This window comes from [Clostridium] aerotolerans DSM 5434, from assembly GCF_000687555.1.
In the GTDB taxonomy this organism is placed as follows: Bacteria; Bacillota; Clostridia; order Lachnospirales; family Lachnospiraceae; genus Lacrimispora; species Lacrimispora aerotolerans.
The window spans coordinates 94,082-115,730 of sequence record NZ_JHWJ01000014.1 but is presented as its reverse complement, the minus strand read 5'-3'; the positions used below and the strand labels follow the sequence as shown (position 1 = coordinate 115,730).

At 43.2% G+C, this 21,649-nt stretch carries 18 protein-coding genes; all 18 read left to right on the top strand.

Going from position 1 to position 21,649, the window contains the following annotated elements:
* Nucleotides 1–53: 53 nt before the first annotated feature.
* The 18 genes from T546_RS0117560 (at nucleotide 54) to T546_RS0117465 (ending at nucleotide 21,637) form a co-directional block, all read left to right on the top strand.
* Nucleotides 54–1,499 carry a lipopolysaccharide biosynthesis protein gene (locus T546_RS0117560; RefSeq protein ID WP_026892748.1) on the top strand — a complete coding sequence of 482 codons (1,446 nt, stop codon included), beginning with the start codon at nucleotides 54–56 and terminating at the stop codon, nucleotides 1,497–1,499.
* A 76-nt stretch (nucleotides 1,500–1,575) separates the two neighbouring features.
* A complete protein-coding gene (locus T546_RS23895; protein ID WP_051629934.1) occupies nucleotides 1,576–2,823 on the top strand; it encodes a lipopolysaccharide biosynthesis protein in 1,248 nt (415 codons plus the stop codon).
* Nucleotides 2,820–3,518: a glycosyltransferase family 2 protein gene (locus T546_RS0117550; RefSeq protein ID WP_026892747.1), complete on the top strand. Its 699-nt coding sequence runs from the start codon at nucleotides 2,820–2,822 to the stop codon at nucleotides 3,516–3,518. Before T546_RS23895 ends, T546_RS0117550 begins: the two co-directional genes overlap by 4 nt.
* Nucleotides 3,519–3,533: 15 nt before the next feature.
* Nucleotides 3,534–3,905 carry a DUF2304 domain-containing protein gene (locus T546_RS0117545; protein ID WP_026892746.1) on the top strand — a complete coding sequence of 124 codons (372 nt, stop codon included), beginning with the start codon at nucleotides 3,534–3,536 and terminating at the stop codon, nucleotides 3,903–3,905.
* Nucleotides 3,886–5,490 carry a DUF2142 domain-containing protein gene (locus tag T546_RS0117540; protein ID WP_026892745.1) on the top strand — a complete coding sequence of 535 codons (1,605 nt, stop codon included), beginning with the start codon at nucleotides 3,886–3,888 and terminating at the stop codon, nucleotides 5,488–5,490. The genes T546_RS0117545 and T546_RS0117540 overlap by 20 nt, the downstream gene beginning before the upstream one ends.
* Before the next feature lie 20 nt (nucleotides 5,491–5,510).
* Nucleotides 5,511–6,488 (top strand): glycosyltransferase, encoded by a 978-nt coding sequence (locus tag T546_RS0117535; protein ID WP_026892744.1) that lies wholly within the window; start codon nucleotides 5,511–5,513, stop codon nucleotides 6,486–6,488.
* Between the two features lie 688 nt (nucleotides 6,489–7,176).
* Nucleotides 7,177–7,875: a DUF1963 domain-containing protein gene (locus tag T546_RS0117525; RefSeq protein ID WP_026892742.1), complete on the top strand. Its 699-nt coding sequence runs from the start codon at nucleotides 7,177–7,179 to the stop codon at nucleotides 7,873–7,875.
* A 266-nt stretch (nucleotides 7,876–8,141) separates the two neighbouring features.
* On the top strand, nucleotides 8,142–9,182 hold the full coding sequence (locus T546_RS0117520; RefSeq protein WP_026892741.1) for a substrate-binding domain-containing protein: 1,041 nt from the start codon (nucleotides 8,142–8,144) through the stop codon (nucleotides 9,180–9,182).
* Entirely contained in the window at nucleotides 9,172–10,686 is a 1,515-nt protein-coding gene (locus T546_RS0117515; protein ID WP_026892740.1) for a sensor histidine kinase, read from the top strand. Before T546_RS0117520 ends, T546_RS0117515 begins: the two co-directional genes overlap by 11 nt.
* Entirely contained in the window at nucleotides 10,661–12,247 is a 1,587-nt protein-coding gene (locus T546_RS0117510; protein ID WP_026892739.1) for a helix-turn-helix domain-containing protein, read from the top strand. The genes T546_RS0117515 and T546_RS0117510 overlap by 26 nt, the downstream gene beginning before the upstream one ends.
* 59 nt (nucleotides 12,248–12,306) lie before the next feature.
* Nucleotides 12,307–13,299: a sugar ABC transporter substrate-binding protein gene (locus T546_RS0117505; protein WP_242842257.1), complete on the top strand. Its 993-nt coding sequence runs from the start codon at nucleotides 12,307–12,309 to the stop codon at nucleotides 13,297–13,299.
* A gap of 161 nt (nucleotides 13,300–13,460) precedes the next feature.
* The gene (gene chvE, locus T546_RS0117500; RefSeq protein ID WP_026892737.1) at nucleotides 13,461–14,621 is read left to right on the top strand and encodes a multiple monosaccharide ABC transporter substrate-binding protein; all 1,161 of its coding nucleotides are present in this window, start codon (nucleotides 13,461–13,463) and stop codon (nucleotides 14,619–14,621) included.
* A 74-nt stretch (nucleotides 14,622–14,695) separates the two neighbouring features.
* On the top strand, nucleotides 14,696–16,285 hold the full coding sequence (gene mmsA / locus T546_RS0117495; protein ID WP_026892736.1) for a multiple monosaccharide ABC transporter ATP-binding protein: 1,590 nt from the start codon (nucleotides 14,696–14,698) through the stop codon (nucleotides 16,283–16,285).
* 3 nt (nucleotides 16,286–16,288) lie between these two features.
* Nucleotides 16,289–17,464 (top strand): multiple monosaccharide ABC transporter permease, encoded by a 1,176-nt coding sequence (gene mmsB, locus T546_RS0117490; protein WP_026892735.1) that lies wholly within the window; start codon nucleotides 16,289–16,291, stop codon nucleotides 17,462–17,464.
* A 219-nt stretch (nucleotides 17,465–17,683) separates the two neighbouring features.
* Entirely contained in the window at nucleotides 17,684–18,655 is a 972-nt protein-coding gene (locus T546_RS0117485; RefSeq protein WP_242842256.1) for a hypothetical protein, read from the top strand.
* A 233-nt stretch (nucleotides 18,656–18,888) separates the two neighbouring features.
* Nucleotides 18,889–19,443 carry a dTDP-4-dehydrorhamnose 3,5-epimerase gene (rfbC, locus tag T546_RS0117475; RefSeq protein ID WP_024837362.1) on the top strand — a complete coding sequence of 185 codons (555 nt, stop codon included), beginning with the start codon at nucleotides 18,889–18,891 and terminating at the stop codon, nucleotides 19,441–19,443.
* A gap of 15 nt (nucleotides 19,444–19,458) precedes the next feature.
* Nucleotides 19,459–20,271, top strand: coding sequence for an ABC transporter permease (locus T546_RS0117470; RefSeq protein WP_026892733.1), 813 nt, complete (start codon nucleotides 19,459–19,461; stop codon nucleotides 20,269–20,271).
* Between the two features lie 22 nt (nucleotides 20,272–20,293).
* A complete protein-coding gene (locus tag T546_RS0117465; protein ID WP_026892732.1) occupies nucleotides 20,294–21,637 on the top strand; it encodes an ABC transporter ATP-binding protein in 1,344 nt (447 codons plus the stop codon).
* Nucleotides 21,638–21,649: the final 12 nt, after the last annotated feature.

Here is a 21,649-nt window from a genome sequence, read left to right as displayed (position 1 = left end):
TATAGTACAATAAGGCGGAATTGTTAATTGGTAAAACGAGGAGAAAAACCAGTATGTATGAGGAAAATATAAAAAATAAAGTCCTTTCCGGTTTGTTTTGGAAAGTGATGGAAAATGGAGGAACTCAAGGTATTCAGTTCCTGGTATCAATACTGCTGGCCAGGCTTTTAACACCGGCAGAGTCCGGAGAAGTCATGCTCATCATGATATTTATTACCATTGGAAATGTATTCGTTCAAAGTGGTTTCAATACATCCCTGATACAAAAGCAAAAGGTGGACGAGGAGGATTATTCCTCTGCCTTCTATATCAGTGCAGGAATTGCAGCTGCTTTGTATCTCATTTTGTTCTTTTCGGCCCCGGCCATTGCCTCATTTTATGGACAGCCCCTATTCCGTCCGGTCCTTCGAACCCTTGCTGTTACCTTGTTTTTTGGTGCAGTAACTTCCGTTCAGTCTGCGGCAATTGCAAGAACCATGGAGTTTCGTAAGCTTTGCATTGCCAGTATTGTGGCTGCTCTTGGCTCTGGAGTGATAGGAGTTACTATGGCATTTTTAGGCTATGGAGTCTGGGCTCTTGCTATGCAGCAGTTTTTTTACAGCTTTTTCTTAATGGCAGCTCTTTCCGTTCTTGTAAAATGGCGCCCCAGACTTTTGTTTTCCGTGGAAAAAGCCAAGGAGCTGTTTTCCTACGGCTGGAAAATCCTGTGTTCCGGTCTTATTGATACGGTATTTACCAATGTCTATGGATTAGTCATTGGAAAAGTATATAATTCCGCCATGATGGGGCAATACTCAAGGGGAAACCAGTTCCCTTCCCTTATTGCCAATAACCTGGGAGCTGCTATCCAGTCGGTCATGCTTCCTGCTTTTTCTGCCTTTCAGGATGACAGGGAACGGGTGAAAGGCATGGTCCGCAGATCCATCGTCACAAGCTCATATCTTGTGTTTCCTATGATGGCAGGCCTAATGGCAGTGGCAGAACCCATGGTGAAGCTGCTCCTTACCGATCAGTATCTCCCCTGCGTCCCGATGCTCCGGCTGCTTTGCATCGCCTATGCCACCTGGCCCCTTCATGTAGCTAACTTACAGGCCATTAACGCACTGGGAAGAAGTGAGATATTTTTAAAGCTGGAGATCATTAAAAAGGCAGTCAGTGTTGTCGCCCTTATTATCAGCATTCCCTTAGGAATCTACACCATGGTGGCTCTTCGTGCGGTAACCGACTTTATCTGTACCTTTATCAATGCCCACCCCAATAAAAAGCTGTTAAATTACAGCTTTTACGAGCAATGGAAGGACGTGATGCCTTCCCTTATTATCTCGGCAGTCATGGGTCTTGTTGTATACGGCGTACAGTATTTAATAGAAGGAACGCTTCTCACTCTGGTGGTACAGATTCTGGTAGGAGTTGTTGTTTACGCAGGCCTTTCCTGGCTGTTCCGTCTGGAAGCATTTTTGTACCTTTGCAAAACAGCAGGAATTGGAAAAGAATCGTAATATAGGGGTTACGGTTTACATTTAAAGTCTGTTATTGTAGAATAAAGGGAACGGTAAGGAAATCAGAGGAATATATATGGAACGAAAAAATGTGGCCTGGAACATGATTGGAAGCTTTATTTATGCTGGCTCCAGCATGCTTCTTACGGCCCTTGTCAATCATATTATAGGCACGGATCAGGGAGGAATCTTTGGTTTTGCCTTCAGCACATTTGGGCAGCAGATGTTTCTGGTGGCCTATTTTGGCATGAGACCCATTCAGAGTACGGACGTTTCCGGGAATTACACCTTCTCGGAATACCGGAGAGCCAGATATCTATCCTGTGTGGCAGCGGTCATTTTGGGAATCGGTTATATCGTCTGGAAGCTTTTTGTAGCCTCTCCGGATTATACCCTGGAAAAATGTCTGGTGGTATTTTTAATGGTGCTTTATAAAGTGCTGGACGGCTTTGCAGATGTATATGAATCTGAATTTCAAAGAGTGGGGCGTCTCTATCGTACGGGACAGGCTATGACGTACCGAACTCTTTTATCTGTGTTCTGCTTTTTGACCACACTTATTATAACAAAAAATCTTGTGTTATCCAGCGGTGTCGCGGTGATTTCACAGGGAGCTGGAATCCTGATCTTTGACAAGGGTATGGCAGGAAATATGCCTGAAATTGCCCTTCATAGGAGAGAAGGCAAGGAGTGGGAGATCCTTAAGGAAGGATTTCTGCTTTTTCTTTCCGTATTTCTCGACGGGCTTATCTTTGCTATGGCAAAGTATGCGGTAGATGCCCAGATGACTTCCATTGATAACGCCATTTTTGTGGCTATTTTTATGCCCACTTCTGTAATCAATCTTGCGGCCAATTTCGTGATTCGGCCGTTCCTTACTAAGCTGTCCTACCTTTGGGAAGAGAGAAGTTATCATGGCTTTGTCAGGGAAATCAGTAAGCTATCCGGCGTGATTTTAGTTCTTACAGTAATCGCCCTCATAGGTGCCTGGGCCATTGGAGTTCCGGTACTTGGTGCAATCTATAATGTAGACTTAAATCCATATCTTTGGGGCTTACTTGCCATTGTTTTTGGCGGTGGTCTGTTTGCATTGATGAACTTATTCTATTATGTCCTTGTAATTATGAAGCAGCAGAAGCGGATCTTTTTTGGCTATGTTCCAGTCTGTATTTTGTCATATTTCCTTTCCTTTTCCCTGGTGAAAGCGGGAGGAATTAACGGAGGAGCGTTCTCCTATCTGCTTTCCATGCTGCTCCTCATGCTCTGCTTTATGGGACAGGCAGCTTACGTACTGATAAAGGAAAAGAAAGGGTTATTAAAATGACGGATAAAGTTTTGGTAGTAATACCTGCTTATAATGAAGCTTTGAATATCGAGCGCGTCGTAGGAGGCGTTATTGAAAACTATCCCATGTTCGATTACGTGATCATCAATGACGGCTCCACGGACAATACGGCAGAAATATGCCGGAAGCATAACTGGCGGATCATCGACCTTCCGGTGAACCTTGGGCTCGCTGGTGCATTCCAGACAGGTCTTAAATATGCCCACCGCCATGGCTACCGATATGCCATACAGTTTGACGGAGACGGACAGCACCGGCCAGAGTATATCCTTCCCATGAAGGAAAAAATGAATGAGGGCTACGATATTGTCATCGGTTCCCGGTATGTATCAGAAAGGAAACCTCATTCCCTGCGTATGTTTGGAAGCCGTCTCTTAAGCGGTGCCATCTGGTTCACCACAGGAGTTCTGGTCAAAGACCCCACTTCCGGAATGCGTATGTTCAGCCATAAGATGATCAAGGAATTTGCTGATGGCTTAAATTATGGCCCGGAGCCGGATACCATCTCTTATCTGATCCGTCATGGTGCCAAGGTAGCTGAAATTCCTGTGGTGATGGATGAGAGAATTCTTGGCGAAAGCTACTTAAATCCACTGAATGCGGCACGGTATATGGGGAAAATGCTTTTCTCCATTTTACTGGTTCAAAGCTTCCGTATCAGGGACAGAAGATAAAAGGGGGAGTTGTCAATGACATTTATACTTCGATGCGTACTGATATGCGTGTCCATTCTGCTGACATGTTACTTGCTCAGAAGGATACGCCATTCTAAAATGAAAATCGAGGATTCTATTTTCTGGGTAATGTTTGCACTCTTACTGGTGGTATTCAGCCTGTTTCCAAGGCTGGCGGATTTCATTTCAGGTATGGTGGGAACGTATTCCACAGCAAACTTTATCTTTACCTTTATGATTTTTATTTTGCTTTTAAAGGTATTCTTCCAATCCGTAAAAATCTCACAATTGGAACGGCGGGTGACAGAGCTCATTCAGGCTTTTGCCCTGGACAGGGAAGAAGATAAGGAAAAGGAGGAGACAAAACGTGAATCTAACTGGGAATAAAAAAGGCCTGGCACTGACGGCAGGAAGTATCCTGGTTCTCGCATTTCTTTTCCTGCTGCCCTATCATAAAACCATTATCGGCATTCCGTCCCCGGAATTTGAGTCTGTCCGGCGATTTTACTGGTGGCTCATACTGGCAGGTTGTGGATTTCTTTTCTGTTTGGGAGCAGTTTTGTGGATAAGTAAAAAGCTGTATCAATGGATGTATCCGGTGGTTATCCTGATTTTAGGAGTATTTTACTTAATCGCCCTTCCGCCATTTACTGCCCCGGATGAAGCGGCACATTTCATCAGCTCTTACCGCTTATCCAGCCAGATCATGGGAAAGCAGGCAGTAGCAGATAAGGATTATTTATCCCAGGCCACGAAAGAGGAAAAAGACCGGATCAGCCGTGGCGCTAATGTTTTAGTTCGGAGTGGAGACGATGTCAATGGCTTTGAATCAGAGCCGGAGCAGTTTTCCTATAATATGATGATCACTCAGTTATTTTCAAAGGATAACAGCCAGGGAGTAACCGTCCGCAGTGAGATTCCTGTCAATACCTCACCCGTTATATATCTTCCTCAGGCTATTGGAATTGCCCTTGCAAGAGTATTCCATATGGGATACGTACCCATGGTCATGCTGGGACGGTTCTTTAATCTCCTTGCATTTACTGCCATGTCCTATCTGGCATTTCGGGTCATGCCCTTTAAAAAAGAGGTAATTATGGCTGTATCCGCTTTGCCCATGACTCTTCATCTGGCGGCTTCTTATTCCTATGACAGTGGATTTATTGGCCTTTCCCTGATGTTTATTGCCTGGTGCTTTTATCTTGCCTTTGAGAAAAAAGAGGTGACCATAAAAGATACCGTCATCCTGGGCCTGCTGTTAATTCTATTAGAGCCGGGTAAAATCGTGTATCTTCCTCTGGCAGGTATTTGCCTTTTTATTCCAACTGCAAAATTCCAGTCAAAGAAACGGTACTGGATTTCCTTTGCCTGCGTCCTGGGAGCTATGCTCCTTGCGGTATATTTGGTAAACCATCTGGTTCTTGGCATATGGGCCACTCAGACGGAAAGCTATGTTGGCTGGAGTGAGGCAGCAGGCTATACCGTATCTGATGTAATAAACAAGCCATATGATATTGTCATGATTTATTATAATACCTTTGTGACCCAGCTTGATTATTATCTGGTGACAATGCTGGGCGGCTTTTTAGGAAATTTAGATCCCAATCTTACGGTACCTCCATTTTGCCTGCTGCTGTTGTGCTATGGGCTTTTCATCAGTGTGGTGAGAAGAGAAGGAGAAGTGGTTCCTTTTCAGAGATGGCAGAAATGGTTTACTCTTTTGCTGGTATTTTTAAGCGCTTGTCTCATTTTGGCTTCCATGCTTCTTGGCTATACTCCAAGAGAAATGACTTACATCACCGGAGTTCAGGGGCGCTATTTTATCCCCCTGCTTCCTCTGGTTTTACTGACCATATTTGATAAACGGCTGGTTCTGACCGTTGATTTAAGAAAAAGTGCCTGGTTCCTGCAATGCTTTGTCAGCATTTACGCCCTGATACGCATCTGCTCCACGGCATGTCTGCGCTATTGACAGGAAGGTAGGAAATGGGAATGGAAGAAAAACAAACAGAGAAAAAGACCGTAGACGTAATCATTCCGGTTTATAAGCCAGACGATACCTTAAGACGTTTGCTGGAGAGACTGGCCGTACAGAACTATCCCATTCGCCGCATCATTGCAGTGAATACGGAAAAGTCTTATTGGAAGGACCATGTCTATGATCATATAGAAAACCTGGAAGTCCACCATGTGACAAAAGAAGAATTTGACCACGGCGGAACGAGAAACCAGGGAGCCGGGTACTCAAAAGCTGATATTATGGTCTTTATGACCGATGACGCAGTCCCTGCGGATAAAAACCTGATCGGTGCTCTGGTAAATGCATTTGACCAGGAAGGAAAGAATGGGGAAAAGGTAGTGATGGCCTATGGAAGACAGCTTCCCAATCAAGATTGCGGTCTGGTAGAGCAGTATACCCGGTCCTTTAATTACCCGGAAAACAGCAGAGTAAAGACAAGGGAAGATTTGCAGGGGCTTGGAATCAAGACCTTCTTTGCTTCCAATGTGTGCTGTGCCTATGACAGAGAAGCCTTTTTAGAAGCTGGTGGATTCACCAGTCGCACTATTTTTAATGAAGACATGATTTATGCCGGAAATGCAATCAGATACCGGGGACAGGCCGTAGCTTATGCGGCAGAGGCAAAGGTGTATCATTCTCATAATTACGGATGCATGGAACAATTTAGAAGAAACTTTGACTTAGCCGTGTCCCAGGCGGACCACCCGGAAGTATTTGAAGGAATCCGGTCGGAAAGTGAAGGAATCCGTCTTGTAAAGAAGACTATAGCGTGGCTGGTGAGTGAGAAAAAGATCTGGCTGGTTCCAGGAGTGATTGTAAAGAGCGGATTTAAGTATATGGGGTACCTTGCGGGGAAGCGGTATCGCTCGCTTCCAACCTGGCTGATTTTAAGATTTACCATGAATCAGTCTTATTGGAAAAAGGAACCTGGATTTCAAGGGAAAATGTAACTATAAGGCAGTCTGGTTGTGGACGAGAGTTCATGGGCCGGGCTGCCTTTTTTTGATTATTGGGTTGTGAAAAGTCTGGAAAACAATTATAATTAGCTAAACGTATATAGTGTTAATTTACTAATAGGAGATGATGAGATATTGAGAAGTCATAAAATCAATAGTGAAGCATTATTTGCATTGGGTTCTGTATGCTGTTTATTGGTTATGAGTTATTATGAAACAGTAATCTATTATCGTAATATAAATATTTTCCTGGATACAGTTTATAGTTTTATGGTAATTCCTCTATTCTACTTTTTAATATCTGCTTGCATTGTGACTATCTTTATTAAACTATCTGACATTAAAATTTCCAACATAATAAAAAGGTTTTTTGGATTTATAAATATAATTCTTTTATTGGTTTATATTGTTTTTCTTGTTTTGAAACTTGTGGGTTATATCAGCATTGGAATGATACCCTTTGTCTCACTGTATTGGATTATTTTTATTATTATGGGAGTGATCTTTGCTGTGTGTGCTACTACAGATAAAGAATCAGGCATTCAAACAGACCAAAGTCTCAATTTGAAAGGTTAAAACGTTTATATTTTACAATGGGATAAATTCCGTTATATATAAGCAATTTTTATCAAGAATCTGAAGAATAAATATTATTAAACAATACATAAGAGGTGCGCCCAATATGACAGTAAAAGAAATAAAGGAAGAGCTTGCAAAAAAGGCTGTTATTTTTGAGACAGGAGGAAAAAGACCAACCAGAGAGTTACTAGAAAGCTGGATTGGAAGTGTTTGCTGGCAGCATGAAGGTGAGGACATTCCTAAAGATAAAAGCGGAAATAACATGGCTCCTGTCGCAACAATATTCTTAAAAGATTTACCCTTTGTCCCGATAGAATTAACTGGAATCGAGCTTGTCACAGTATTCATGTCAAAAGACGTTTGGGATAACCTTAAATCAGATGATTTGAGTCCATGGTTCTGCATCCGTACCTATCCTTCCTTAGAGCAATTAGTCCCGTGTGAGTACCAAACTGATATGATAAAGCCTTTTCCACTAATCCCTCAATTAATAGAAAATGATTATCCCTGTTGGGACGGAGGGGGAATTTCAGAAGAAATGGAAGATATAATCCTCCAATTAGAAACAACAGAAGGAATCGATTATTTTGATGATATATGTGAAGAAATATATTCCCAGCACAAGGTTGGTGGCTATCCTGCTTTTTGCCAATCTGGTTTTAGTTTTGGAGATGGATATGAATTTGTTATGCAAATCTCGTCCGATGTAAAAGCCCTATTTAATATTGTAGATAGTGGAAAAATCTATTTCTTCTACAATCCTCAAATATCTGATTGGAAAGTATATTGTGATTTCTATTAATGCGATATAAAATCCTCTGATACGGAATGAATCAATTCCATTATAAACATAAACATATGTACTACATAAACAGGATAAAGCGCGGAATGACCGTGCTTTTCTCATTACATAGAAATAACATCACCAGTAAAGTTGTTCTAATCCATAATACCTATCATCACACCCATGACAAAAAAATGCTACTCCCCCGCAAGATTCTCCTGCTTACGTTTTCCACCCCAATTTAGTATAATAAAAACAGCATAAATTGAGACAAGAGGATACCCATGGATAAAAGAAAAAAAAGCCTGCTTTTGTTAGTATTTGCCGGATTACTCGTTATCGTATTCTTAACGAGGCTGACCTCCTCCTTCTACGGATACGTCCTGAAAAAAACAGGACTGGAGCATGGAGAAAAGAATTCGGCTTATGAATATCATTATGTCATGATCATAGATAATCTGGATTCCCAGTTCTGGAACGACGTATACAAAAGTGTAAAGGAAGAGGCGGCTCTTCACGATGCCTATGTAGAGCTAAAGGGAAAGGACCAGTCCTCGGAATATACCACAGTTGATTTTATGGATATGAGCATAGCAGCAAAAGTAGACGGAATCTTACTGGAATTCACAGGGGAATCCCGTCTGGAGGATAAGATCAACGAGGCAGCAGCCAGAGGAATCCCAGTGGTAACCATGTTAAACGATGCCCCCACATCAAACAGACAAAGCTTTGTGGGAATCAATTCCTATCAGCTGGGACAGGAATATGGAAACCAGATCATAAAAATACTTCCAAAAGAGTCCAGGAAGATGAGAGTCATGATGTTTCTCCATGACAATTCCTCCGACAGCAGCCAATCCCAGATATTCAACCAGATCAATAACCGTTTGGTTACTTCCAGTGATACCGCAAACCCCATCGTAGTAGAGGAAATCAAGGTTCCATCAGGACGAGCCTTTGAATCAGAAGAAATCGTCCGCAATCTCTTCCAGAACGATCAAGGCCCGCCTGACATCATTATCTGCATGGATGAGGTGGATACAGAAGCTGTATATCAGGCCGTGATTGATTACAACAGTGTGGGAAAGACCCAGGTGATTGGCTATTATAAATCAAAGGCCACCCTGGATGCCGTTTTAAAAGGGACAATGGCCATGTCGCTTTACATAGACACCAGACAGATGGGAATATACAGTGTACAAGCCTTAACAGAGTCCATACATGATGGAAGGACCAATTCCTTTAACAGCGTGGACCTAGAGTTTATATCAAAGGAAAATGCCCTAAGTTTCGTAAATGACCAGTGGAGCAGCCATGAAAAATAAGTTAATCCATGTATGGGAAAATATCCCCATCACCCGAAAACTGTTTTTAGAAATCGCCGTAACGGCTGTCGTGCTCTTTTCCAGCAACCTGTTTATCTATGCCCAGATCAACCAGATGGTGGAACGGATGAACTCTGTCTATATGAGCAATGTAAACCTAAACGAGTTATCAGACAGCCTTTCCAATGTACAAAATTATATGTACCGTTACCTTCAGGTAAAGGATTCCGAATCCCTGACCAATTATTACCGAGCCGAGCAGGATTTAAGAATGCTGCTGGAAGGGCTTAACGTATCGGTCACCGATAATCAGATCCAGATACTGGAAAAGAACATCAGGAACATGTCAGACAGCTATCTGGCCATAACCGATGAAACCGTCCAGGCAAAGCGGGGCCAAAATGTAGAGAAATATAAGGTTTCCTATGAATCCGCCTTAAAACTTTACCGTTTTATCGGCAACGACGTCTCCGTCTTAAACAGCCTTCAATTTAAAAATAACTCAGCCAGCTACCAGACCCTGCAGGCAGCCCTCCAGTATCTGGAGGTCATAAGCTCCATCATTCTAGTCATAGTCATGATCACCAGCATCACCGTCATGATGATGATTACAAAGGATATGGTAACACCTTTAATTAACTTAGCCCACACGGCAAAGCTGGTGGGTGAAGGCAATTTTAATGTAAAGGTACCATCGGTTCAGGCAGGAGATGAGCTTGGAATCGTAACCGGAACCTTTAATCAGATGGTAGAAAGTCTGGATGAATACGTTCAGAAAATTAAAGAAAGTGCGGAAAAAGAACAGGAGATGAAGGAACGAGAGCTTCTAATGGAGAACCATTTAAAAGAGGCTCAGCTAAAATACCTCCAGTCTCAGATCAATCCTCATTTTCTCTTTAACTCCTTAAATGCGGGAGTTCAGCTTGCCATGATGGAGGATGCGGAAAAAACCTCTGTATTCATGGAAAAGATGGCGGACTTTTTCCGTTATAACGTAAAAAAAGGTTCCGAGGATGCCACCATTTTAGAAGAGGTGGAGACCGTGGAGAACTATATCTATATCTTAAATGTACGATTTGCAGGAGATATCCAGTACAGCTCCTCCATTAATGAAGGAGCGTTAAACATTACCATTCCCAGCATGACCCTGCAGCCACTGGTTGAAAATGCTGTGACCCACGGAATCCGAAACATTGAATGGCCTGGGAAAATCCATCTGTCTGTAGAAGACAGGGAAGATGAGATTGAGATTCGCATTGAAGACAATGGGAAGGGAATCGATGAAGAAACGTTAGAAAGAATACGAGCCGGGCGTCAGAACGGCGATAAAAAGGAATCCACCGGAATTGGTATTTACAATGTCATTTCCAGATTAAGACTGTATTACAACTATGACGACATTTTCCACATCTTTAGCGAAGGAGAGGACAAGGGCACCACGATAGTCTTAAGGATTCCTAAAAGAGGAGGGGTTTCATATGTTTCGGATATTGGTGGCGGATGACGAAGGAATCATGCTGGAAGCAATAAAAAACATCATACAGTCCAATTTCGGAAGTGATTGCGAAATCGTCTGTGTTAAGACAGGAAGGGCGGTCATCGAGCAGGCTGGCTTCTTTCGGCCGGATATCGCCTTTGTGGACATTCAGATGCCAGGCTTAAGCGGCATCCAGGCTATCAAGGAGGTCAGAAAGTTCAATCCTTCCATCGTCTTTATCATCATGACAGCCTTTGATAAATTCTCTTATGCCCAGGAGGCGGTAAATCTGGGGGTCATGGAATTTATTATGAAGCCGGTGAATAAAAAGAAGATTTTAGAGACCTGCGTAAAGGCCATGCACCAGGTGGAAGAAGCAAGACAGAAGTTAAGTGACGATCTTAAAATCAGAGAGAAGCTGGAAATCGTAATACCCATGATAGAAAGCGGCTTTATCTATAACGTTCTTCAGGATGACTCAGACATTTTAAATAACGGGTATGCGGAAATGCTGGATATCCAGACCTCCTATGGATTTATGATGGTTCTGGAATTTGGGGACAGCATTGAAAGCGGTACCATGACAAACGCCATTGGGGTGGGCGTCCGTGTCAGCAAATATTATGCCATGATCCGGGAGATTCTTAAGGATTATTTTGATTGTGTTATCGGCCCGGTGATGGGAAACCGTCTTGTCCTGTTCCTGACCTTTGAAGAAGAAAAGATGCGCTACGAGGAACGAGTGGAGATCATCACCAGAACGAGAAATATGATTCATAAGCTGGAAAACAGCGCAGACATCAAATGCAGGGGCGGCATTGGCTCTGTAAAGCCATTGACCGCAATCCGGGATTCTTATAAAGAAGCTTTAAAATCATTGAGAGAAAGTGACAGCCACGTGGTGCATATCACAGACATTCCAAACGTGGCAGATTACGACGGAGAATATCCCCTGGAGCTTGAACATATGTATTTGCAGCGAGGGGCGAAAGGGGACCGGGAAGGAGCCTTATCCTGTGCCAATGAATTCTTTGACTGGATGCTGGTACATAACAACAATAACCGATCCAACATTGAAGTAAAGATATTAGAACTGATTATGAGGCTTGAAAAAATGGCCTTTGAAGGCGGCAATCTCAGGTATGGCTTCCGTTACCGGGAGAATTACTTAAGCGAATTAAGAGAAGCCGCAGATACCGAGAGCCTGAGGCTGTGGTTCCAGGAAAAGACAAGGGACATTTGCGACTGCATCAGTACAGCCAGGGACAGGGAATATGAAAATGTGGTTTCCAGGGTAAAAGCATATATCAATGAGAATTACGCAAAAAATATTTCACTTGATGATGTATCCAGAATGGTGGATATCAGTCCATATTATTTCAGTAAATTGTTTAAACAGGAGGTGGGAGAAAATTTTATTGAATATGTAACAGGAGTCAGGATGAAGCATGCGAGACATCTTTTGGAGGATCCCAAGTACAGCATCAAGGAGGTGTGTGTAATGTCCGGCTATGGCGACCCTAACTATTTCAGCCGTATTTTCAAGAAATACGAAGGGATGACGCCGAGTGAATACAGGGAGAGGTAAAGGTTATGAAAATGTGGAGAGGGAAATGGTTACTGATGATTATGCTCTGCTGCGTTTTTATGGTTGGCTGCAGAGATGCTGTTGCAGAGATGGACAAAGGAACCGGACAGGAAGAAAGTGAAAGGCCCGTAACAATCGGTCTCAGCATAGATTCCTTCGTCATCGAACGATGGATCAGAGACCGGGATGTGTTTGTATCTACGGCAAAAGACTTAGGGGCGGAAGTAAATGTTCAGAATGCAAATGGGGATGTAAATGAACAGATTGAACAAATCAAATATTTCATCAAAAAACAGATGGACGTCATTGTGGTAGTAGCGGGGGACAGTGAAGCTCTTTCTGATGTGATGAAAAAAGCAAAGGATGCGGGGATTAAAACCGTCAGCTACGACCGCCTGATAAAAAATGCAGGCGCAGATATGTACATATCTTTTAATAATGAAGAGGTGGGGCGGCTGATGGCAGAAAGCCTGAATCAGAATATTCCAGAGGGAGGGAAAATATTCATGATACAGGGACCTGAGACAGACAATAACGTACGCTTAATCCGTGATGGTTTTGATTCGAAAATCAACAATAACCTTCAAGTCGTATATGAAAACAATTGTGATGGCTGGCTGGCAGAAAATGCCTATACCCATGCAAAAGAAGCCCTGGAGGCTCACCCCGATGTAAAGGGGATCATGTGCGGCAATGACGATCTGGCCACCCAGGTATTTCGGGCTCTTTCCGAGGACCGTCTGGCTGGCAAGGTATATCTGGTAGGTCAGGATGGGGATTTAATGGCATGTCAGAGAATTATGGAGGGAACCCAGACCATGACCGCATTTAAGTATGTGGAAGAGGAAGCCAGGCTTGGGGCAGAATATGCCGTAAAGCTTGGAAAGGGAGAGCCTTTAGATGGGGTTAATAAAACCATTTACGACGGCACCTATGAGGTCCCTTATCTGGAACTGAAGCCGGTAGCAGTGAATAAGGAAAATATGGATTCTGTCATCATTAAGGGCGGATTCCATTCCAAAGAGGATGTCTACTTAAATGTAAAACAGTAGTACCAATAAACAGCATAGCATTTTTTTGAAACGAAAAAGTCCTGGGGGGTCAGGGCTTTTTTTATGTGGATGAATGAGTGCTAATGGTTCACAAACATATCCAGATAGGTTGGTGATAAGATAAAACTACAAATAAAGTATTGGAGGAGGAACAAAGAACCATGAAAAGAAAACTTTTAGCAGTTGCAATGACTCTTGCCCTTGCTGCTACTACCTTAGCAGGCTGTGGAAGCAAAACAAGCTCTGTATCCGAGAGCAAAGAGACTCAGGCAGCGACAACGGCAGCAGAGACGACAAAAGCAGCAGAGAGCAAAGCAGAAGAAACAAAGGCCGGAAAAGCCGATGGTGTTTTAATCGGTGTTGCTATGCCGACCAAGGATCTTCAGCGGTGGAACCAGGACGGAACCAACATGAAAAAAGAGCTGGAAGATGCCGGTTATAAGGTTGACCTTCAGTTCGCAAGCAATGACGTTCAGACCCAGGTATCCCAGATCGAAAATATGATCTCAAACGGCTGCCAGCTCCTGGTTATTGCTTCTATTGATGGAAGCTCCTTAGGTGAGCCTCTGGCTCAGGCAAAGTCAATGGGCATTCCGGTCATTGCCTATGACCGTCTGATCATGAACTCCGATGCCGTAACCTATTACGCAACCTTTGATAACTATAAAGTAGGCCAGAAGCAGGGTGAGTATCTGGTAGAAGCATTAGGACTTGAAAAAGCAACAGATTCTAAGAACATTGAGCTGTTCACCGGTGACCCGGCAGACAACAACTGTAAGTTCTTCTTCGGAGGAGCTATGGATGTCCTTAAGAAATACATCGACAATGGCAAGCTGACTGTAAAATCCGGCCAGACCGCATTTGAGCAGGTTGCTACTGCTAACTGGGATTCTGAAAAAGCTCAGAACCGTATGGATACCATTATCGCAGGAAACTACTCTGACGGAACCGTACTTGATGCAGTTCTTTGCTCCAACGACTCAACCGCTCTTGGTGTAGAAAATGCGCTTGCATCCTCCTATACCGGAAAATATCCGATTATCACTGGTCAGGACTGTGACATCGCCAATGTAAAGAACATGATTCAGGGCAAGCAGGCCATGAGCGTATTTAAAGATACCCGTACTCTTGCTTCCCAGGTTGTTAAGATGGTAGATTCCATCATTAAGGGTGGAGAAGCAGAAATCAACGATACCAAGTCTTATGACAACGGAACCGGAATTATCCCGACCTATCTTTGTGATCCTGTGGTTGTAACCTTAGATAACTATAAAGATATGTTAATTACATCCGGATACTACAAAGAAGATCAGCTGAAATAAAATGATTTCCTTAAGGGGCGGCTTCTGCCAAGCGGGAGACGCCCTTTCATGATAATGGGAAGGGAGGGTTAATCTTGGCTAAAATACTGCTAGAAATGAAAAACATAACAAAGACATTTCCTGGTGTTAAGGTATTAAGTGATGTGAACCTCCAGGTGGAGGAAGGCGAAATTCACGCCCTGGTGGGCGAAAACGGAGCAGGAAAGTCAACTCTCATGAACGTGTTAAGCGGGATATACTCATATGGGTCCTATGAGGGGGACATCATCTACGACGGACAAATCTGTGAATTTCACGACATCAGTGACAGCGAGCACAAAGGCATTGTCATCATCCATCAGGAGCTTGCAATGGTTCCATATATGACAATTGCAGAAAACATGTATCTTGGAAATGAAAAGGGAAAAAAATATGCCATCGACTGGAATGAAACCTATGGAGAGGCAGACAAATACTTAAAGACTGTGGGTCTTACAGAATCCTCCCATACATTAATTAAGGATATCAGCGTAGGAAAGCAGCAGTTAGTAGAGATTGCAAAAGCATTAGCCAAGCGGGCAAGGCTGTTGATTCTTGATGAGCCAACCGCATCACTGAACGAAGACGATTCAAAAGCTCTTCTGGAGCTTTTATTAAAATTCAAAAAAGAGGGAATGACCTCCATCATCATTTCCCACAAATTGAATGAGATAGCCTATGTGGCAGATAAGATAACCATTCTTAGAGATGGTCAGACCATAGAGACTCTGGACCGGAAGGTAGATAACATCTCTGAGGACCGTATCATCAAAGGAATGGTAGGCCGGGAGCTTGTAGACCGCTTCCCGAAACGCCACGATGTGACCATTGGAGAAATGGCCATGGAGGTGGAGAACTGGAATGCTTACCATCCCCTCTATTCCGACCGGAAGGTAGTAAGTGACGTGTCCTTTCATGTAAGAAAAGGAGAAGTCCTTGGAATCTGCGGCCTGATGGGAGCAGGAAGAACTGAGCTTGCCATGAGTATCTTTGGCAAAAGCTATGGCGCCAATATTTCGGGCACCGTTCGCATTCATGGGGAAGAGGTGAACTTATCCTCGGTAAAGGACGCCATAAAACATAAGCTTGCCTATGTAACAGAAGACCGGAAAGGCAATGGGCTCATTCTTGGAAATCCCATTAAAATCAATACCACCTTGTCTAATTTAAAGGCCATCAGCCACCGGACCATCATAGATAAAGACAAAGAGTTTGGTGTGGCCCAGGAATACCGGGATAAATTAAAGACGAAATGCTCCTCCGTGGAACAAAACGTAGGAAATCTAAGCGGTGGGAACCAGCAGAAGGTGCTGCTTGCCAAATGGATGTTTGCAGAGCCGGATATTCTTATCTTAGATGAACCTACCAGGGGAATCGACGTAGGTGCCAAATATGAAATCTACTGCATCATCAACCGCCTGGCAGCAGAAGGAAAATCAGTGATTATGATCTCCTCCGAGCTTCCGGAAGTCCTTGGAATGTCTGACCGCATTTATATAATGAATGAAGGCAAGATGGTAGGAGAAATCGATGCAGAAGAGGCAACTCAGGAAAAAATCATGGCCTGTATTTTAAAATCAGATAAATACTCTGATGGGACAGCACCAGCCCCCTTAGAACGGGCAGAGCAGCAGAAGGGAGAGTAAGCAATGAAGAATAAGATTAAATTATCTGAGGGATTAAAAAAATATACCATGATAATCGTTCTTTTAGTAGTGGTCATTCTATTTACAGTCAATACAGGCGGGAAAATGCTTCTGCCCCAGAATGTAAATAACTTAATCGCACAGAACGCCTATGTATTTATTCTTGCTACCGGTATGCTGTTTTGTATTCTCACCGGAGGCAATATCGATTTATCCGTAGGTTCCCTGGTCTGCTTTATTGGAGCCGTTGGGGGAACCATGATGATCACCTTTGGCATCAACCCCTATCTGACCTTACTTGCAATGGCTATCATCGGAATTTTAGCCGGTGCATGGCAGGGCTTCTGGATTGCCTATGTAAGAATTCCTCCATTTATCGTAACCCTGGCCGGAATGCTCATGTTCCGTGGTTTGTCTAACGTGGTTCTTCAGGGAATGACCTTATCTCCAATCCCGGATCCATTTCTATCCCTGTTTAATTCCTATGTCCCGGATATCTTTGGAATGGAAGGCTTTAACCTGACCTGCTTTTTAATTGGAGTGATCGCCTGCCTGGTCTTTATCGTTCTGGAGCTTCTAAGCCGCAGAAGAAGACAACAAAAAGGCTACCATGTAGATCCCTTATTTGGAACCATTGTAAAGCTGTCACTCATCAGCCTTGTCATTCTTGCCTTTATGTATAAGCTGGCAAAATACAAAGGCATTCCAAACGCTCTTATCTGGGTCGCAGTCATCATCGGAATTTACAGCTACATTTCCTCTAAAACAACCACTGGCCGTTATTTCTATGCCGTAGGAGGCAATGAAAAGGCCACAAGATTATCTGGTATTGATACCAATAAAGTTTATTTCCTTGCGTATTTAAACATGGGCCTTTTAGCAGCCGTAGCAGGCATGGTAACCGTAGCCCGTCTTAATTCCGCAAACCCAACCGCAGGAAACAACTACGAGATGGACGCTATTGGTGCCTGCTTTATCGGAGGCGCCTCTGCCTATGGCGGTACCGGAACCGTACCAGGCGTTATTGTAGGTGCTACGCTTATGGGTGTATTAAACCTTGGAATGAGCATTATGGGAGTAGACCAGAACCTCCAGAAAGTAGTTAAGGGAGCGGTACTAATGGCAGCAGTTATCTTTGATGTAGTGAGCAAGAGAAAATCATTCATCGCCAAACAGTAATGCTATCATGAAAAAGAATACAGGTTCTTCTTGCATCTACAAATTGTTTTTGCAAATTTCTGGAATATTTAAGACTGATTTAAGCAGTCTGTGGTAAAATTTCAGGCAACATAAAACATTCCGGCGGCGCCTTTAGGCGCTCCGGACCATAGAATGCAGGAGGGATCTGATATGTTTCAATACAAAAAAGTAATAGCCATAGTAAGCACTGCAATATTTATGGCAGCATTCCCGCTTTCCTCAATCGCAGCCACTCAAACCAAAATAAGCAGCGTTTCCCTGGATATTGATTCGGATATAGAAGCAGGAAGCAGTAGCAGTGATGTAACCGTCACAACCAGTTCCAGTAAATATAGCGTGGAAGAAGCAACGGTGACAAACACGCCAAATGATGATTGGGAAGATGGAGATAAGCCAAAGCTTAAGGTGTATGTAGAGGCAGATGACGATTATTATTTTGCCAGCGGGTTCTCAAAGAGCAGCGTGAGTATCAGCGGTTCAGACGGTACCATTATCTCAGTAAGCAGAAGCAGCTCCTCAGAACTCATAGTCTATATTACCCTTGATGCATTAGATGATGATAGCAGCAGTAGCTATGATCTGGACGTCAGTGATCTGACCTGGGATGAATCAAACGGAGAAGCAAGCTGGGAAGAGGTTGAGGATGCCAATAAATACGAAGTAAGACTCTATCGGGGAAGCACCGCTGTTACCTCTGTATTCACCACAACTGGTTCCAGCTATAATTTCTCCAGCTATTTTACTTCCAGCGGCTATTATACATTCAAGGTAAGAGGTGTCTATAATTCTTCTAACAAGGGGAGCTGGGAAACCTCCGATTCCTGGTATTTGTCCTCAACGGAAGCAGAAGAGATAAAATCAAACAGTTCCGGTACCTCCGGCAGCTCAGACAGTTCTTCCGGTCCAGGAACGACTCAAGGTACCGGCGCATGGTTAAAAGATAACAATGGCTGGTGGTATTGCAACGCCGATAAAAGCTATACCGTAAGCAACTGGCAGTCCATTGACGGAAGATGGTACTATTTTAATGAGTACGGATACATGGTAACCGGCTGGGTATCCTGGAATTCCAAATGGTATTACTGTGGGGCTGACGGCGCGATGTATTCAAGTGCAACCACTCCAGACGGATATCTGGTGGGAAGCGATGGTGCCTGGACCGGCGCATAAGTAAGTCAGTACACTGTATGACAAATTGGATAAGGGTTAAAGGATAAAGCATAATGTGTGCCGCTTGGCTGATGAACCGTCAGTCAGGCGGCATTTTTGACACCAGAGGGGAAAAACAGGTCCTGAATGGGGCCGAAACCAATAAATATTTTGCTATATATGGAAATCTGAGCTGAGTTGTGGTAGAATGCTACAAGTAAAAGAATGTTTTAAATGATAAAGGAGCATAAATTATGGGAAAGATAAAAGTATCAGAGTGCGGAATAGAAGGACTTTATGTCATTGAGCCAACAGTATTTCCAGATTCCAGAGGCTATTTTGTAGAGACCTATAATCAGAACGATTTTAAAGAAGCAGGCCTTACCATGAATTTCGTACAGGATAATCAGTCCATGTCAGTAAAGGGCGTTCTTCGTGGTCTTCATTTCCAGAAGGAATTTCCACAGGGAAAGCTGGTGCGCGTAATCAAGGGCAAAGTATTTGATGTGGCAGTAGATCTTCGTTCCACTTCCGAAACCTATGGAAAATGGTTCGGCGTTGAGCTGACAGCAGAAAACAAAAAGCAGTTCTATATTCCGGAAGGCTTTGCCCATGGATTCCTGGTTCTGTCTGATGAAGCAGAATTTGCTTATAAATGCACTGATTTCTATCATCCTGGTGATGAGGGCGGTCTTCTTTGGAGTGATCCGGAAATCGGAATCCAGTGGCCGATTGAAGAAGGTATGGAGCTGATCATTTCTGAAAAGGATCAGAAGTGGGGCAGCATTAAGGATACCTTTAAATTTTAGTGAGAGGAGAAAACCATGAATTATCTGGTTTCCTTGTTAAAAGAAATTATAACAAAAAGAAAGCTAATCCTGGAGCTGTCAAAAGCAGATTTTAAGAAACGATTCGTAGGTTCCTACTTTGGAATTGCCTGGATGTTCTTACAGCCTATGGCGACGGTACTGGTCTACTTTTTTGTATTCCAGATGGGATTTAAAAGTGTACCGCCGGTGCCCAATTACCCATATGTACTGTGGCTGATCCCAGGCATTGTACCCTGGTTCTTTTTCAGTGAGGTATTAAACCTTGGAACCGGGTGCCTGCAGGAATATAATTATCTGGTGAAAAAGGTGGTTTTCCGTGTGGAAATTCTTCCGGTCATCAAACTGATTTCCTGCCTTATGGTACATGGAATCTTTGCTCTTATCATGATCGTAGTATTCTTTTGCTATGGTGTGTTTCCAAAAGCAAGCTGGATTCAAATCGTTTATTATTCCTTTGCAAGCTCTATGTTTTCCCTTGCAATTGCTTATTTTACAAGTGCCATTCAGGTTTTCTTCAAGGACATGGCACAGATCATCGGCATTTGCCTACAGTTTGGCATGTGGATGGTTCCTATCATGTGGGCACCGGAAATGTTTAAGAATTTTCCTTCCTGGCTGCCGACCTTGCTTAAATTAAATCCTTTCTATTACATTGTTGCAGGATACAGAGACAGCATGCTGTCTGGTAACTGGCTGGTAGAAAGACCCACCCTTGGACTTTATTTTTGGACCGTGACAATCGTGATCATGCTCCTTGGGTTAAAAGTATTTAAAAAGCTGCGTCCTCATTTTTCAGATGTGTTGTGACAAGCTTAGTATGGAGGATTCAATGTCCGTAGAATCGAACAATCATGCAATATCAGTTAATAACGTAACAAAAATATATAAGCTATACGAAAAGCCCATCGACCGCTTAAAGGAAGCCATGAGCCCGACCCATAAAAACTATCATCGGGATTTCTATGCCTTAAACGGCATTTCTTTTGATGTGAAAAAAGGACAAACCGTGGGTATCATCGGAACCAATGGTTCGGGAAAATCCACTATTTTAAAGATCATTACAGGTGTCCTGACCCCTACCGCCGGAACTCTGGAGGTAAATGGCGTTATCTCAGCCTTACTGGAGTTAGGCGCAGGCTTTAACATGGATTATACCGGCATCGAAAACATCTATATGAACGGAACCATGATGGGATTCTCCAGAAAAGAGATGGATGACAAGCTTAAGGATATCCTGGATTTTGCAGATATCGGAGATTTTGTATACCAGCCTGTAAAAACATATTCCAGCGGTATGTTCGTCCGTCTTGCCTTCGCACTTGCCATCAATGTAGAGCCGGAGATACTGATCGTCGATGAAGCCCTTTCCGTAGGAGACGTATTCTTCCAGGCAAAATGCTACCGCCGTATGGAAGAAATCCGCCAGAATGGAACCACCATTTTAATGGTTACACATGATATGGGTGCCATTATAAAATATTGTGACCAGGTCGTAGTATTAAACAAGGGTAACTTCATTGCTCAGGGCGAGCCAGGAAAAATGGTAGATTTATATAAGAAAATCTTAGCCAATCAGATGGATGATTTGTCTTTGGAACTGGCAGAAATAAGGAGCGGAGAGTTAAATGACTTCTCCGGGGAACATGTGAAATCCAGAAAAGAAGCAAATGCAGCCCAGGAAGGCTTTATGAAGGATAAGCTGACCGTGAATCCAAACCGTACCGAATACGGAGATAAGAAGGCTGAAATCGTAGATTTCGGTCTCCTTGATGAGCGGGGAAATGTTTCCAATCTTCTTTTAAAGGGTGAGTATTTCACGATCAAAGAGAGAATCCATTTCCACGGAGACATCGAAGCTCCTATTTTTACTTACACCATAAAGGACAAACGGGGAGCCGATTTGACCGGCACCAATACCATGTATGAAGCTTCAGACGTTGAGTCGGTGAAAAACGGCGATGAATATGAGGTGGAATTCAAACAGAAAATGACCCTTCAAGGAGGGGAATATCTGCTTTCCATGAGCTGTACCGGATTTGAAAACGGAGAACATGTTGTTTACCACCGTCTGTATGATATTGTTAACATAACGGTTATTTCCAACAAGAATACAGTGGGTATCTATGATATGGAACCGGAAGTAAGTCTTATGCTGCATCGGGACAGAGTGTGAGGAGGAAGCATC